Here is a 15,308-nt window from a genome sequence, read left to right as displayed (position 1 = left end):
GCGGAGCCCATGCTCCCGCCGACGGTGAAAGACGGGCGCGCCCGTCGAAACTCTCAGGCCGATGACAGAGGGGGAGTTCGCACGCCGCCGACCGGCGCGTGCCGGACTCAGGGAGCCCCCGATGGACGATTCCGCGGCACCACCGGCTGTACCCCCGCGCGAGAGCCCGCTGCGTGCCGAGCACGAAGCGCTCGGGGCGAGCTTCACCGACTTCGGCGGCTGGATGATGCCGGTGCGGTACGGGTCGGACCTCGCCGAGCACCACGCGGTCCGCACCGCCGCCGGACTGTTCGACATCTCGCACATGGGGGAGATCGTGGTGGCCGGTCCGCGGGCCGGCGCTCTCCTCGATCTCGCGCTCGCCGGCCGGCTCTCGACGCTTGCGGTCGGGCGTGCGAAGTACACGATGATCCTCGCCGAGGACGGCGGGATCGTCGACGACCTCATCGTCTACCGACTCGCGGACGACAGGTTCCTCGTCGTCGCCAATGCCGGCAACCGTGAGGTCGTCGCCGACACGCTTCAGGAGCGGGTCGGCGCGTTTTCGGCGTCCTCCGCCGTCACGGTGGAGGACGTCTCCGACCAGTACGCGCTTGTCGCGGTGCAGGGCCCGGCGGCCCAGGCGATCCTGGAGGCCACCCCGGGCATCGCCGAGCTCGGCACGCCGTGGGGGCAGCAGCGGTACTACGCGTGGACCGACGCCTCCTTCGACGGCGCGCCGCTGCTGATCGCGCGCACGGGCTACACGGGCGAGGACGGCTTCGAGCTGATGATCCCCGTCGGCCGTGCCGCCGCTCTGTGGAAGGCGCTGCGGGCCGCGGGCGAGCGGCACGGCCTGGTGCCCGCCGGCCTCGCCGCGCGCGACACCCTGCGCCTCGAGGCGGGCATGCCGCTGTACGGTCACGAGCTCACCCGCGACGTCGTGCCGGCCCAGGCCGGGCTCGGCCGCGTCATCCCGACCGACAAGACCGGCTTCGTCGGCGAGGCCGCGAAGGACCCGCGCCCCGAGGCGCCCGTGCTCGTCGGTCTCACCATGGAGGGCCGCCGCGCCGGGCGCGCCGGCTACGCCGTGCACCGCGGCGACGAGCGCGTCGGCGAGCTCACGAGCGGTGCCCTCAGCCCCACCCTCGGCCACCCCATCGCCCTGGCGTACGTCCGGCCGGACGCCGCCTCCGCCACCGACCTGACCATCGACGTCCGCGGCACGCGCGTCCCCGCCGTCGCTGCCGCCCTGCCCTTCTACCGGAGGAACTCATGACCGACCTCGCCGCCCTCACGTACACCGCCGAGCACGAGTGGGTCGCCGTCGACGGCGACATCGCCACGATCGGCATCACCGACTACGCCGCCGAGCAACTGGGCGACGTCGTCTACGTCGACCTTCCCGCGGCCAACGCCACGCTCACGGCCGGCCAGGTGATGGGCGAGATCGAGTCGACCAAGTCGGTCTCCGAGCTGTACGCGCCCGTCGACGGCGAGGTGATCGCGCTGAACGGCGAGGTCGACGCCGATCCCTCGCTGGTGAACCAGGACCCCTACGGCAAGGGCTGGCTCGTGCGCGTGCGGCTTTCGGGACAGCCGCTGACGGGTCTCATGGACCGCGCGGCCTACGAGCAGCTCACGGGCGGCGACAAGTGACCTCGGACTACGTCGCCCGGCACATCGGCACCTCGGGCGCCGATCGCCGCGCGATGGTCGAGGCGCTCGGCCTCGAGGTGAACGCGGAGGCCTCCGACCGGCAGACGACCGAGCCGCTCGTCGCCCAGGCGATTCCCGCCGCCATCCGCGCGGACGGCGCGACCTCCGGCGCCATCCCCGTTCGCGGCGCGAGCGAGGCCGAGGCGCTGGCCGAGCTGCGCGCTCTCGCGGCCAAGAACCGCGTGCTCGCGCCGATGATCGGGCTGGGGTACAGCGACACGATCACGCCGAGCGTCATCCAGCGCAACGTGTTCGAGAACCCGTCCTGGTACACGGCGTACACGCCGTACCAGCCCGAGATCTCGCAGGGCCGGCTGGAGGCGCTGCTCAACTTCCAGACGATGGTGGGAGACCTCGCCGGCCTGCCGGTCGCGAACGCGTCGATGCTCGATGAGTCGACCGCGGTCGCGGAGGGCATGCTGCTGGCGCGCCGCGCCGTCCGCGGCGGGTCGAACGTGTTCGCCGTCGACGCCGACGCCCTGCCGCAGACGAAGGCCGTGCTCGCCGTGCGTGCCGAGGCCGTGGGCATCGAGCTGGTGGAGGTGGACTTCGCCGCAGGCGAGACCCTGCCGCCCGCGCTCTTCGGGGCGCTGATCCAGTACCCGGGTGCCTCCGGGAGGGTATGGGATCCGACCGGCGTCATCGATGCGGCGCACGTCGCGGGCGGCCAGGTGGTCGTCGCCGCCGACGTCATGGCGCTCGTGCTGCTGCGCTCGCCCGGGTCGCTGGGCGCCGACATCGTGGTGGGTTCGACGCAGCGCTTCGGCGTGCCGCTCGGCTTCGGCGGTCCGCACGCCGGTTACATGGCGGTGCGGCAGGGCCTCGAGCGTCAGCTGCCCGGGCGCCTCGTGGGCGTCTCGGTCGATGCCGACGGGGCTCCCGCGTACCGGCTCGCCCTGCAGACCCGCGAGCAGCACATCCGCCGTGAGAAGGCGACGAGCAACATCTGCACCGCGCAGGTGCTGCTCGCCGTCATGGCCGCCATGTACGCGGTCTATCACGGCCCGGACGGGCTGCGGAGCATCGCCTCGACGATCGCGGTGCGCACGGGCGTCCTGGCGCAGCAGCTCCGCGCCGGCGGCGTCGAGATCCTCCACGACGACTTCTTCGACACCGTCCGGGCGCGCGTGCCCGGCCGCGCCGGGGCGATCGTGGCGACGGCGCGCGAGCGCGGCGTCCTGCTGCACCTCGTCGACGAGGACACGGTGGGCGTCTCGGTCGGCGAAGCGACGACGGACGCCGACGTCGCGGCCGTGCGCGACGCGTTCGGCGTCGCCGCCGACGCGCCGTTCGGGCGAGACCTCGGTGGTGCGGCGCGGATGGTGTCGATGCGCGACGCGGGCATTCCGCGCGAGCTTCTCCGTCGCGACGACATCCTCACGCACCCGGTCTTCCGCACGCATCGCTCGGAGACGGCGATGATGCGTTACCTCAAGCGCCTGGCCGACAGCGACTACGCGCTCGACCGCGGCATGATTCCGCTCGGCTCGTGCACCATGAAGCTCAACGCCGCCACGGCGATGGCGGCGGTGTCATGGCCGGAGTTCTCGCGCATCCACCCGTTCGCGCCGCGCGAGGATGTGGCCGGTTCGCTCGAGCTCATCCACCAGCTCGAGGGCTGGCTCGCCGACCTCACCGGCTACGACGCCGTCTCGCTGCAGCCGAATGCGGGGTCTCAGGGCGAGCTCGCGGGCCTGCTCGCCATCCGCGGCTATCACCGCTCGCGCGGGGACGAGCATCGCGACGTGTGCCTCATCCCGTCGTCGGCACACGGCACGAACGCCGCGTCCGCCGTGCTGGCGGGCATGCGGGTGGTCGTCGTCGCGTGCGACGAGCTGGGCAACGTCGACCTCAGCGACCTGCGCGCGAAGATCGCCGAGCACGCCGACGCGATCGCCGCGCTCATGATCACGTACCCCTCGACGCACGGCGTGTACGAGGCCGACGTGCTCGAGATCACCGCGGCCGTGCACGAGGCCGGCGGCCAGGTGTACATCGACGGCGCGAACCTCAACGCGCTGCTCGGCCATGCCCGCTTCGGCGACCTGGGCGGCGATGTGTCGCACCTGAACCTGCACAAGACGTTCGCCATCCCGCACGGCGGCGGCGGCCCGGGCGTCGGCCCCGTCGCGGCGAAGGCGCATCTCGCCCCGTTCCTGCCGAACCACCCGCTCGCGCAGGACGCCACGGAGGGGATCGGTCCCGTCTCCGCCGCGCCGTACGGATCGGCCAGCATCCTGCCGATCTCGTGGGCCTACATCCGGATGATGGGCCTCGAGGGCCTCACGGAGGCGACCGACGCCGCGGTGCTCGGCGCCAACTACATCGCCGCGCGCCTGGCGGAGCACTACCCGGTGCTCTACGCGGGCGCCGAGGGGCGCGTGGCGCACGAGTGCATCCTCGACCTGCGCCCCCTGAAAGCGGAGACGGGCATCTCGAACGACGACGTCGCCAAGCGGCTCATCGACTACGGCTTCCACGCGCCCACCATGTCGTTCCCCGTGGCGGGCACGCTCATGGTGGAGCCCACGGAGTCGGAGGACCGCGCCGAGCTGGACCGGTTCGTCGACGCCATGATCCGCATCAAGGCGGAGGCCGAGCGCGTCGCCGCGGGGGAGTGGCCCGCCGACGACAACCCGCTCGTCAACGCGCCGCACACCGCCGCGACGCTCGTGGCGGAGTGGGACCACGCCTACTCCCGCGAGGAGGCGGTCTTCCCGGCGGGCATCACGGCCGCCAAGTACTGGCCGCCGGTGCGCCGCATCGATCAGGCCTACGGCGACCGCAACCTCGTATGCGCCTGCCCGCCGATCGAGGCGTTCGCCTGACCGGCTAGAGACCGGCCTCGCGCAGAGCCGGCAGGATCCTCGTCATCATGAGCGGGGCGAGGTCTCCTGCCGGCTCCGCCGTGTCGGGCACCCAGCGGATCTCCTCGATCTCGGCGGCCGGGCGGATGTCTCCGATCGGCGGGTGCACGAACACCGTGCCGCGCACCGTCCATCCCGACTCGTTCGCGGCGGGGGCGTCGAAGGTGCCCAGCAGGGTCATGCGCGACGGATCGAGCTCCACCTGCAGCTCTTCGCGCAGCTCGCGCACGGCGGCGTCGAGTGCCGACTCGCCCGGCTCCGGCTTGCCGCCGGGCTGCATGAACGTCGTCGTGCCGCGCTTGCGCACGGCGAGGATGTGGCCCGACTCGGGGTGCCGCAGCACGACCGCGCTGACGGTCACCACGCGGGCGGCGTGGTCGAGCGCGTAGTGCGCGCTCACGCGGTCTCCGCCGCGGCCTCGAGCCCGGTGGTGGTCTCGAACCGCGCCGACCCCTCGTGCGTGAGGGCCACGAGGATGCGCTCGCGCATGTCGTCGCTCATCCGCTCCTCCGCGAGCCGGTCGATGGGGCACCACCACGCGCGGGCGTTCTCGCCGTCGGCGGGGTGCGGGTCGCCCTCGGTCCAGCGGCACCGGACGGTGATGTCGAGGTACTGCGCCAGGTCGCCGTTCGGGTACCGCATCGGGGGAAGCGCGTGCACCCACACCACGGCCTCCGGCTCGGCGACGACGCCCGCCTCCTCGAGCGTCTCGCGCACCGCCGCCACGGCGGGCTGCTCGCCCGGGTCGACGATTCCGGTGACGGGGGTGACGCTGCCGTTGTCGGCGCGCTCGACCAGCAGAACGGCGTCGTCCTTCACCACGACGGCCGTCACGCCGGTGAGCCAGAGCAGCTCGTGGCCGACTCTTTCGCGCAGTCGCAGGATGAAATCGGGCGTCGCCATGCCCCCAGCCTACGAGCCGTGGGTCGTCCCTTCTCGGCGCCCCTGCTGCGAGGCTTCGGGCGCGGGTCATACGCTGAACCGGTGAGCTTCGTCGACACCCCCGTCCTCCGCAACGACGTCGTGCGGCTGGAGCCGCTGGATCCCGCGCATGCCACGGACCTCGCGGAGGCCGTCGCGTTCGACAACCTGTGGCGCCGCGCGTGGTTCTCGCGCCTGCCGGCCCCCGAGGACGTGCCCGCCGAGATCGAGAAGCGGCTCGCACGCCAGGCGGCGGGCGAGATGGCGCCGTGGGCGATCGTCGATGCACGCACCGGGCGTGCGATCGGCATGACCTCGATCTGCGGCGTCTCACCCCACGACCGGCGGGCGGAGATCGGCTACACCTGGCTCCGCGCCGACGCGCAGGGCACCGGCATCAACGCCGCCGCCAAGCTGCTGCTCCTCACGCGCGCCTTCGACGATCTGGGATGCGTGCGGGTCGAGTTCTGCACCCACTGGCACAATCAGCGCTCGCGGGCGGCGATCGAGCGGCTGGGGGCCAAGCTCGACGGCGTGCTGCGCAGCCACACGCGCATGCCCGACGGGCACTGGCGCGACACCGTGGTGTACTCGATCCTCGCCTCGGAATGGCCTCAGGTGCGCCGCGGCCTCGAGGCCCGCCTGGAGGCGCGCGCCGCGCGCTGACGGCCCCGCAGCCCGGCGCCGCGCCTCACGCCGCGTGCAGGACGCGCGTGAGCACCGGGCGTGTGGCGAGCAGGGCGAGCCACACCAGCGCGATGCCGACGGCGAAGCAGCCGGCCACGACCGCGAGCGAGAGCGGCGCGACGATGAGGGCCATGCCGGTCAGCGGCAGCAGCAGCACCCCGGCGGCGGCCGACGAGGCGATCACGACGAACAGCAGGGGCGCCATCGTCGTGCGCGTCCGTGCTCGCTCCATCACCCGGCGCGGCATGCCGATGCGGTCGAGGCCGACGTACAGCTCTCGACGGTCGAGGATCGCCGCCGCCTGATTCACGCCCACCGAGCAGGCGACCATGAGGAACGACACGACGAGGGTGATGAGGATGCCCGTGCTGATGTCGGCGGTCAGGTGCGCCTCCGCGCCCGTGGCGGGGTCGACGGACGAGGCCAATGCCATGCCCGATCCGCCCACGACGGCGACGAAGCTCGTCATCGCCATGCCGCTGACCTGACGCCATGCCGCCTTGGGCGATTCCAGGATGCCGCGGGCGGCGATGAGCTTGGCCGGGGTCCTGGCGCTGCGCACCTGCATGCGGGCGAGGACCCCCACGGCCCACGGGCCTGCGGCGTTCAGCACCGCGATCGTGGCGGCGAACGTGCCACCCAGCGCCACGGCCATGAACACCATGCCGGGCATGGCGCCGAGGGCCTGCAGGATCACGTACGCGGCTGCCACGACGGTGACGGCGGCGACGACGCGGACGGCGCGCAGGCGGGGAGGATCCTGCCGCGTGCGCACGCCCAGCGGCGAGACATTGACGGCGCGCAGGCCGACGGCCGCGCTGGCGGCGGCAAGCAGCGCCACGGCGAGCACGACCGCCGCGAGGGCGATCGGTCCCACCCACAGGGCGGCGGCCCCGATGGGTGCGCCGCCGAAGGGGACGAGCCCGACGAGGGGCATGAGCGCGAGGTAGAGCACCACCCCGGCCAGGGCGCCGGCGAGGGCGACGGCCGTCGATTCGATGATCGTCATCGCGGTGACGACGGCGGGCGTCGCGCCCAGCAGCCGGAGGGTGGCGAGCCGGTCGTCGCGTCGCCGCGCCGACAGCCGTGCCGCGGCCCCGCCGAGCGCGAGCAGGGGCATCGCCATGAGCGCCAGCGCGACGACGCTGAGCAGCTGATAGAGGTCGGCGAGGGGATCGGTCCATCGCCAGAACATCAGCGTGCCCCCGAGCACGACGAGCAGGAGGGCGGTGGTCACGGCGAACGCCACCGCGGGCAAGACGATGGCCGCTGCGGACTGCGCGCTCGGTCTCCCCAGCAGCCACGTCAGGCGCGCGACGGGTGCCCGTCCGCGGGAGGGGGGCGCGAGCGGCGCGGGGGTCGCCTGCCTCACGGCGGTCGCGCCGGTCATCGCGCGGCTCCCGGCGCCGCGATCGGCGCGGGCGCGTCCGGCACCGCGCCGCCGTCGTCCGCCAGCCGCCCGTCGCGCATGCGCACCGTGCGGGTGCAGCGGGCCGCCACCTGCGGGTCGTGCGTGACGACGACGAGGGCGTGGCCCTGGCGCAGGGTCGAGTCCAGCAGCGCCGTCATGACCTCGGCCGACGTGGCCGAATCGAGGGCGCCGGTCGGCTCGTCGGCGAAGAGGATGCGCGCGCCGCCCGCCTGCGCACGGGCGATCGCCACGCGCTGCGCCTGCCCGCCCGAGAGCTGACCGATGCGGCGCTGCTCCATGCCCGCCAGCCCGAGCGCCGCGAGCCACCCGGCCGCGTGCGCCTCGGCCGCGCGCCGGTCGTGCCCCGCGAGCATGAGCGGCAGGGCGACGTTCTCGACCGCCGTCAGCTCGGGCACGAGCAGGCCCTGCTGGAAGACGAAGCCGAGCTCCTCCCGTCGCAGCCGGGAGCGGGCGGCCTCGCCGAGCTGGTCGACCCGCACTACCCCGGAGCGTGTCTGCAGCGCGACGGTGCCCGCGTCGGCGGGCACGATGCCCGCGAGCACGTGCAGCAGCGTCGTCTTCCCGGATCCCGAGGCCCCCATGATCGCGACGGCCTCGCCCGGCCGCACGGAGAGGTCGACCCCCGCGAGCGCCTGCGTCGGGCCATAGCTCTTGAAGAGCCCGCTGCCGCTGAGCAGGGGCACGGGCCGATCGTCGTGACGTGTGACATCCATGCCTCCACCCTCGCGGCCCGCGCGCCGCGCACGCGTCGGCCGCGGGGCTGATCCGCATGGTCCCGCGGTCGTATTCCTCGGCGGCCCTCTCGCCCCCTCGGGGGATCAGGGCAGATACGGGGCCGCGAGGGGGTAGCCGACGAAGGCGATCGTGTCGATCAGGGTGTGCGCGATCACGAGGGGCATGACGCGGCGCCATCGCAGGTACACCCACGCGAAGACGACCCCCATCGCCACGTTCCCGAGTGCCATGGCCGGACCCTGATACGCGTGGTAGGCGCCGCGCAGCAGGGCGATCGCCGCGATCGTCGCCCACGGCCGCCACCCCAGCTCGCGCAGGCGCTCGCCGAGGTAGCCGTTGAGGATGACCTCCTCGAGCAGGCCGGCGCGCACGGCCGACAGCAGCAGGAGGGGGATCGTCCACCATGCCGCGTCGAGCTCGGACGCCTGCACCTGCACGGTGAGTCCCAGCGCACGCGAGCCGGCGTACAGGGCGAGGCCGGGCACGCCGATGACGGCCAGCAGCGCGACGGCGAGCCCGAGGTCGCGGCCGACGCGTGCAAAGTCCAGTCCCATCCGCCGCAGCGCGCTGCGGCCGGGCTCCCACAGGAGGTAGACGACGAGCGCCACGAGAGCGAGATCGAAGAACACGTCGAGCACGCGGTAGAGGGCGTCCCAGAGCGCGTCGTCGGCGCGCGAGGGGTTGAGGGCCGCCGACTGGTCGGCGAGCGGTGCCCGCGTCAGCGCGCGCACCAGCGACAGCACGGAGTAGAGGGCCGACTGCCCGAGCGAGAGTGCCAGGACGATGCCGATCTCCCACCACAGCCGTGCGCGCGCCATTCCGTCAGCGTGCCACAGGCTGTCGGCGGGAACGGCGTGACGGAGGGCTCCCAGGCGCGCGTTACGGCGATGTAACAGTTCGCGATGCGAGTTTGTGCGGTCGTCCTCGCGTGCTTATCGTCATCGCTATCGCCTGCACCCCGAGTGGGCAGGCTCAACCCTTCCCTGGAGGAAACCCCATGAAGCGCAACAAGGTCGCCCTTTCGGGCGTCGCGCTGCTCGGCCTCGGCGGCATCCTGCTCGCCGGCTGCGCGAGCGGCGACGGTGGCAACGGCGACGGCGGCAGCGGTGCCGCCGGCGACGCGGTCATCACCACCAACGGCACCGAGCCGCAGAACCCGCTGATCCCGACCAACACCAACGAGGTCGGCGGCGGCAAGATCCTCGACAGCATCTTCTCGGGCCTGATCTCGTACAACGCCAACGGCGAGGTCGAGAACGAGGTCGCCGAGTCGATCACGGTCGACTCGCCGACGCAGCTCACGGTGAAGATCAAGGAAGGGCTGACCTTCACCGACGGTGAAGAGGTCACGGCCGACAACTTCATCAAGGCGTGGAACTACGGCGCCGCCCTCGACAACCAGCAGCTCTCGAGCTACTTCTTCGAGGACATCGAGGGCTTCAGCTGGGACGAGAACGTCGAGGAGCTGTCGGGCCTGCAGCAGGTGGACGACTACACGTTCACCATCACGCTCAACAAGCCGGCCACCGACTTCGCGCAGCGCCTCGGCTACTCGGCGTTCTACCCGCTCCCCGACGTGGCGTTCGAGGACATGGAGGCCTTCGGCGAGTCGCCCATCGGCAACGGTCCGTACAAGCTGGCCAGCGAGGACGCCTGGGTCCACGATGAGGGCATCTCGCTCGTCGTGAACGAGGACTACGAGGGTCCGCGCGAGCCGCAGAACGACGGCCTGGAGATCCGCTTCTACGCGTCGCAGGACGCGGCGTACGCCGACCTGCTCTCGGGCGAGCTCGACGTGCTCGACCAGATCCCCGAGGCGGCGCTCGAGACCTACCAGGACGAGCTCGGCGAGAACTGGGTCAACCAGCCCGCCGCGATCTTCCAGTCGTTCACGATCCCCGAGTACCTCCCGCACTTCGCGGGCGAGGAGGGCCAGCTCCGCCGTCAGGCCATCTCGATGGCCATCAACCGTGAGGAGATCACCGACGTGATCTTCCAGGGCACCCGCACCCCGGCCAGCGACTTCACCTCGCCGGTGATCGACGGCTGGAGCGAGGAGCTCGAGGGCAGCGAGGTCCTGGACTACGACCCCGAGACCGCGCAGGAGCTGTGGGCTCAGGCCGACGCCATCAGCCCGTGGGAGGGCTCCTTCCAGATCGCCTACAACTCGGACGGCGGTCACCAGGGCTGGGTCGACGCCGTCGCGAACTCGATCGCCGGCACGCTCGGCATCGACGCGTCGGGCGCCCCGTACCCCGACTTCGCCGGTCTGCGCGAAGAGGTCACCAACCGCACCATCACGACGGCGTTCCGCACCGGCTGGCAGGCCGACTACCCGGGCCTGTACAACTTCCTCGGCCCGCTCTACGCGACCAACGCCGGGTCGAACGACGGTGACTACTCGAACCCCGAGTTCGACGAGCTGCTCTCGCAGGGCATCAGCTCGACCGACCCCGACGCCGCGAACGAGCTGTTCCAGCAGGCGCAGGAGATCCTGCTCCAGGATCTGCCCGCCACCCCGCTGTGGTACTCGAACGTGACCGGCGGTTGGGCCGACACGGTCGACAACGTCGAGTTCGGCTGGAACTCGGTGCCGCTGCACTACAACATCACCAAGGGCTGATCGGCCCGAGATGATCCGCTGCGAGGCGGTGGCGTACGCGCCACCGCCTCGCATCATGTCGCGCGGCACACCGTTCTCCCAGTTAGGGAGGCGGAGGATGTGCGGGCGGGTCCACCCGATGGGCCCGCTTTCTCCTGTTCCCCTCGTCCCGACCCGCGGGTCGAGGTCCTTCCGTGTCGTGTGACCTCGTCATCCCCAGAAGGGAGGCACGAGGGTGGCCACTTACATCCTCAGACGCATGCTGCAGGTGATCCCCGTGTTCCTCGGGGCGACTCTGCTGATCTACTTCATGGTCTTCGCCATGCCCGGCGACCCGATCGCCGCGCTGTTCGGCGACAAGCAGCCGCCGCCGCAGCTGCTCGAGCAGATCCGCGCGCGCTACCTGCTCGACCAGCCGTTCATCGTCCAGTACCTGAACTACCTGGGCGGCATCCTGCGCCTCGACTTCGGCGTGGGCTTCAACGGCCAGCCGGTGATCGAGACCCTCGCGCGCACGTTCCCCGTGACGCTGCGCCTGGCGATCATGGCCGTCGTGCTGGCGTTCGTGCTGGCGATCGTCGTCGGCGTGACCTCGGCCCTCCTCAAGGGCACGGTGTACGACCACCTCATGCTCGTCGTCGCGCTGCTGTTCGTGGCCGTGCCGGTCTTCGTGGTGGCCTTCGCCGCGCAGTTCTTCCTCGGCGTGCAGCTGGGCTGGTTCAAGCCGACCGTGGGCGCGGACAACGACTGGGGCGGGCTCTGGCTTCCGGCGATCGTCCTCGCCTTCAGCATCTACGCCACGATGATGCGCCTCACGCGCGCATCGACGATCGAGACGCTGCAGCAGGACTGGGTGCGCACCGCCTACGGCAAGGGCCTGTCGCGCTCGCGCGTCATCCCCGTGCACGTGCTGCGCAACTCGATGATCCCCATGGTCACCGACACCGCCTCGCAGTTCGGCATCCTCATGGTCGGCGCGACCGTGACGGAGGGCATCTTCAACGTGCCCGGCGTCGGAAACCAGCTGTACTCCGCGATCATCAAGCACGAGACGCCGACCGTGGTGTCGTTCGTGACGATCTTCGTCGTCGTCTACGTGCTCATCAACCTGCTCGTCGACCTGCTCTACGGTCTGCTCGACCCGAGGATCCGCTATGTCAAGTAGTACGCATTTCGTGGCGCCCGTGAAGGAGGCGCAGGTCCAGGTCGACCAGGTGCATCTGAGCACCCGCAAGAGCAACCTCTGGCTCGACGCGTGGCGCGACGTGCGCAAGCGCCCGCTGTTCTGGATCTCGATGGTGTTCGCGGTGATCGTGATCATCATGGCGATCGCGCCGGGCCTGTTCACCCAGGTGGCTCCGGCCGGCGGCGCCTGCCAGCTCGGCAACAGCAACGGCGGCCCGGCCGCGGACCACCCGCTGGGCTTCAACCGCCAGGGGTGCGACATCTGGTCGCGTCTGGTGTGGGGCACCCGCACGTCGATGACGGTCGGCCTGCTCGCCACCATCATCGGCACGCTCATCGGCCTCATCATGGGCGCGCTGGCCGGGTTCTACGGCGGGTGGCTGGACTCGCTGCTCTCGCGCATCGGCGACATCTTCTTCACGATCCCCTACATCGTCGCGGCGATCGTGGTGATGACGGTCCTCTCGAGCGCGCGGAACGAGCTGACGCTCGCCTTCGCGATCGGCGGGTTCTCGTGGGCCTCGACGGCGCGCATCGTGCGCGCGGAGGTGCTGCGCGTGAAGCAGTCCGACTACGTGATGGCGTCGATCGCCCTCGGTCTGTCGCGCTTCAAGACGCTGCTCGTGCACGTGCTGCCCAACGCGATGGCGCCGGTCATCGTCGTGGCGACCATCAGCCTCGGACACGCCATCGTGGCGGAATCGACGCTGTCGTTCCTCGGCGTCGGTCTCGGCGGCAACACGGTCTCGTGGGGCGCCGACATCAGCCAGGCGCAGGCGACCATCCGCACCGCGCCCATGGCGCTGTTCTGGCCCTCGCTGGCGCTGACGATCGCGGTGCTCGCGTTCATCACGCTCGGCGAGATGCTGCGTGACGCCCTCGACCCGAAGGCGCGGGCGCAGCGATGAGTGAAGGAATCCCCATGACGGATGCACTGCTCCAGATCCGTGGCCTCAAGGTGGCCTTCGGGACGGGCGCGAAGCAGCGTGAGGTGCTGCACGGCGTCGACCTCGACGTCTTCCCCGGCGAGACGGTCGCGATCGTCGGCGAGTCGGGCTCGGGCAAGTCGACGACGGCCTCGGCCGTGATCGACCTGCTTCCCGGCACCGGCTCGATCACCGCGGGCACGATCTCCCTCGAGGGGCGCGAGCTCACCACCGCCAGCCGTCGCGAGATGGAGCGGCTGCGCGGGCGTGAGATCGGCTACGTGCCGCAGGACCCGATGTCGAACCTCAACCCCGTGTGGTCGATCGGCTTCCAGGTCAAGGAGGCGATCCGCGCGAACGGGCTCGCCTCCGGCCGCAAGGAGGTCGAGCGCCGCGCGATCGAGGTGCTGCAGCAGGCCGGCCTGGCCGACGCCGAGCGGCGCCTGCACCAGTTCCCGCACCAGTTCTCGGGCGGCATGCGACAGCGCGCGCTCATCGGTATCGGCCTCGCCGCCGACCCGAAGCTGCTCATCGCGGATGAGCCGACGAGCGCGCTCGACGTGACCGTGCAGCGGGTGATCCTGGATCACCTCGCCTCGCTCACGCGCGAGAAGGGCACCTCGGTGCTGCTCATCACGCACGACCTGGGCCTGGCCGCCGAGCGCGCCGACCGCATCGTCGTGATGAACCAGGGCGAGGTCGTCGAGTCGGGGCCGAGCCGCGAGATCCTCGAGGACCCGCAGCACCCGTACACCCAGCGGCTCGTCGCGGCGGCGCCGAGCCTGGCGTCGCAGCGCATCCAGGCGAGCGTGCAGCACGTCACCACCGAGACCGAGATGCTCGCGGAGGCGGCGCCCGTCGTCGAGGTGCGCGATCTCGTCAAGGAGTACCGCATCCGCAAGGGCGGCTTCTCGAGCGAGCCGTTCCGCGCGGTCGACGGGGTGTCGTTCCAGATCCCGCGCGGCAAGACGCTGGCGCTGGTGGGGGAGTCCGGCTCGGGGAAGTCCACCGTCGCCAAGATGGTCCTCCAGCTCGAGGCGCCCACGAGCGGAGACGTGCTCATCGATGGCGTGCAGACGTCCACGCTGCGCCCGCGCGACGTGTTCGGTCTGCGCCGCCGCATGCAGCCGGTCTTCCAGGACCCGTACGGATCGCTCGACCCGCTGCGCTCGATCGGCACCCTCATCGCGGAGCCGCTGCGCGTGCACGGGGTGGGCGATGCGGCATCGCGTCGGGAGCGCGTGCTCGAGCTGCTCGACCAGGTCGCGCTGCCGCGCGAGCTGGCCCTGCGGTACCCGAACGAGCTGTCGGGCGGTCAGCGCCAGCGCGTCGCGATCGCACGCGCCCTCGCCCTCAAGCCCGACATCGTCGTGCTCGACGAGGCGGTCTCGGCCCTCGACGTGCTCGTGCAGGATCAGATCCTCACGCTGCTCGCGGAGCTGCAGGCCGAGCTCGGACTCACCTACCTCTTCATCACGCACGACCTTGCGGTGGTGCGCGTCGCGGCCGACATGGTGTGCGTCATGGAGCGAGGCAGGGTCGTCGAGCAGGGCACCGTGGACGAGATCTTCGCCAACCCACAGGAGGCGTACACGCGCCGCCTGCTCGATGCGATCCCCGGGGCGTCGCTTCCCCTCGGAGCGCGCTGACCGTGTCGCACGCAGCCGCCGACTACGAGCCCGGCGATGAGCTCAGACGCGAGATACGCCCCACCTCGGGGCGGGTCTGGCTGATCCTCACCGCCGTGCTCGTGGTCAGCCTGCTCGGCGATGCGGTGATCCGCGGCGGCTGGCTGCAGGCGGCGCTCATCGCGCCGTGGCCGCTCGCCCTGCTGTGGTTCATCTACGTCTTCGTCTACGCACCCCACGTGGTGGCGGACGAGGCGGGCGTGACGGTGCACAACATCCTGCGGATCACGCGCGTGCCGTGGGGCGCGATCGAGGACATCGCGATGCGGTGGCAGCTCGAGGTCCGCCTCACGCGCGAGGCGGGCGGGCGCACCATCCAGGCGTGGGGCGCTCCCGCGCGCCGGCCGCGGGGACGGGTGCGGGATCAGCCCGCCGACCTCGAGGCCGAGATCCTGCGCGAGATGAAGGTCAACGCCGACGCCTCCCCATCGGGCGCCGGCGTGACCCGGTCGTGGGACCTGCTCGGCATCGCCTCGCTCGTGGTGATCGCCGTCTGGGGCGCGATCGCGGTCGGCGTCACGACCTGAGCGCGCGCGAGCGATCCTCCGTTCCGCGCCGTCCGCCCAG

General features: G+C 71.7%; 14 protein-coding genes. 9 read left to right on the top strand and 5 right to left on the bottom strand.

Annotated features, from left to right (window positions below; genetic code table 11):
- Positions 1–121: 121 nt before the first annotated feature.
- Genes gcvT through gcvP form a run of 3 tightly spaced genes read left to right on the top strand, consistent with a single transcriptional unit; the run spans position 122 to position 4,526 of the window.
- Entirely contained in the window at positions 122–1,258 is a 1,137-nt protein-coding gene (gcvT, locus tag N8N77_RS02795) for a glycine cleavage system aminomethyltransferase GcvT (RefSeq protein WP_261164466.1), read from the top strand.
- A complete protein-coding gene (gene gcvH, locus N8N77_RS02790) occupies positions 1,255–1,638 on the top strand; it encodes a glycine cleavage system protein GcvH (RefSeq protein ID WP_261164465.1) in 384 nt (127 codons plus the stop codon). The genes gcvT and gcvH overlap by 4 nt, the downstream gene beginning before the upstream one ends.
- Before the next feature lie 53 nt (positions 1,639–1,691).
- Complete coding sequence (gcvP, locus tag N8N77_RS02785) at positions 1,692–4,526, top strand: aminomethyl-transferring glycine dehydrogenase (RefSeq protein WP_396652795.1); 2,835 nt, start codon at positions 1,692–1,694, stop codon at positions 4,524–4,526.
- A gap of 4 nt (positions 4,527–4,530) precedes the next feature.
- Here gcvP and N8N77_RS02780 read toward each other — a convergent pair whose 3' ends face one another.
- Both N8N77_RS02780 and N8N77_RS02775 read right to left on the bottom strand, forming a co-directional pair.
- Positions 4,531–4,965: an NUDIX domain-containing protein gene (locus tag N8N77_RS02780; protein WP_261164461.1), complete on the bottom strand. Its 435-nt coding sequence runs from the start codon at positions 4,963–4,965 to the stop codon at positions 4,531–4,533.
- Positions 4,962–5,468, bottom strand: coding sequence for an NUDIX domain-containing protein (locus N8N77_RS02775; protein WP_261164459.1), 507 nt, complete (start codon positions 5,466–5,468; stop codon positions 4,962–4,964). The genes N8N77_RS02780 and N8N77_RS02775 overlap by 4 nt, the downstream gene beginning before the upstream one ends.
- 81 nt (positions 5,469–5,549) lie before the next feature.
- Here N8N77_RS02775 and N8N77_RS02770 point away from each other — a divergent pair, with 81 nt between their 5' ends.
- A complete protein-coding gene (locus N8N77_RS02770; RefSeq protein ID WP_261164457.1) occupies positions 5,550–6,152 on the top strand; it encodes a GNAT family N-acetyltransferase in 603 nt (200 codons plus the stop codon).
- A gap of 25 nt (positions 6,153–6,177) precedes the next feature.
- On the opposite strand, the gene N8N77_RS02765 is transcribed toward N8N77_RS02770, so the two are convergent.
- From N8N77_RS02765 to N8N77_RS02755, 3 genes are all read right to left on the bottom strand, one after another.
- Positions 6,178–7,563, bottom strand: a complete 1,386-nt coding sequence (locus N8N77_RS02765; protein WP_261164456.1) for an FtsX-like permease family protein — start codon at positions 7,561–7,563, stop codon at positions 6,178–6,180.
- Positions 7,560–8,318, bottom strand: a complete 759-nt coding sequence (locus tag N8N77_RS02760; protein ID WP_261164455.1) for an ABC transporter ATP-binding protein — start codon at positions 8,316–8,318, stop codon at positions 7,560–7,562. The genes N8N77_RS02765 and N8N77_RS02760 overlap by 4 nt, the downstream gene beginning before the upstream one ends.
- Before the next feature lie 105 nt (positions 8,319–8,423).
- Positions 8,424–9,158: a CPBP family intramembrane glutamic endopeptidase gene (locus N8N77_RS02755; protein WP_261164454.1), complete on the bottom strand. Its 735-nt coding sequence runs from the start codon at positions 9,156–9,158 to the stop codon at positions 8,424–8,426.
- Positions 9,159–9,337: 179 nt separating this feature from the next.
- On the opposite strand from N8N77_RS02755, the gene N8N77_RS02750 reads away from it, so the two are divergent.
- The 5 genes from N8N77_RS02750 (at position 9,338) to N8N77_RS02730 (ending at position 15,268) form a co-directional block, all read left to right on the top strand.
- On the top strand, positions 9,338–10,963 hold the full coding sequence (locus N8N77_RS02750; RefSeq protein WP_261164453.1) for an ABC transporter substrate-binding protein: 1,626 nt from the start codon (positions 9,338–9,340) through the stop codon (positions 10,961–10,963).
- A 214-nt stretch (positions 10,964–11,177) separates the two neighbouring features.
- On the top strand, positions 11,178–12,107 hold the full coding sequence (locus N8N77_RS02745; RefSeq protein ID WP_261164451.1) for an ABC transporter permease: 930 nt from the start codon (positions 11,178–11,180) through the stop codon (positions 12,105–12,107).
- Complete coding sequence (locus N8N77_RS02740; RefSeq protein WP_261164450.1) at positions 12,097–13,035, top strand: ABC transporter permease; 939 nt, start codon at positions 12,097–12,099, stop codon at positions 13,033–13,035. Before N8N77_RS02745 ends, N8N77_RS02740 begins: the two co-directional genes overlap by 11 nt.
- A gap of 14 nt (positions 13,036–13,049) precedes the next feature.
- Complete coding sequence (locus N8N77_RS02735; protein WP_261164448.1) at positions 13,050–14,702, top strand: ABC transporter ATP-binding protein; 1,653 nt, start codon at positions 13,050–13,052, stop codon at positions 14,700–14,702.
- 2 nt (positions 14,703–14,704) lie between these two features.
- Positions 14,705–15,268: a PH domain-containing protein gene (locus N8N77_RS02730; RefSeq protein ID WP_261164446.1), complete on the top strand. Its 564-nt coding sequence runs from the start codon at positions 14,705–14,707 to the stop codon at positions 15,266–15,268.
- Positions 15,269–15,308 lie beyond the last annotated feature (40 nt).

The sequence above is a fragment of the Microbacterium sp. Marseille-Q6965 genome, assembly GCF_946151065.1.
Classification (GTDB): domain Bacteria; phylum Actinomycetota; class Actinomycetes; order Actinomycetales; family Microbacteriaceae; genus Microbacterium.
The sequence above is the reverse complement of the archived record's forward strand: the minus strand, read 5'-3'. Positions and strand labels throughout refer to the sequence as shown.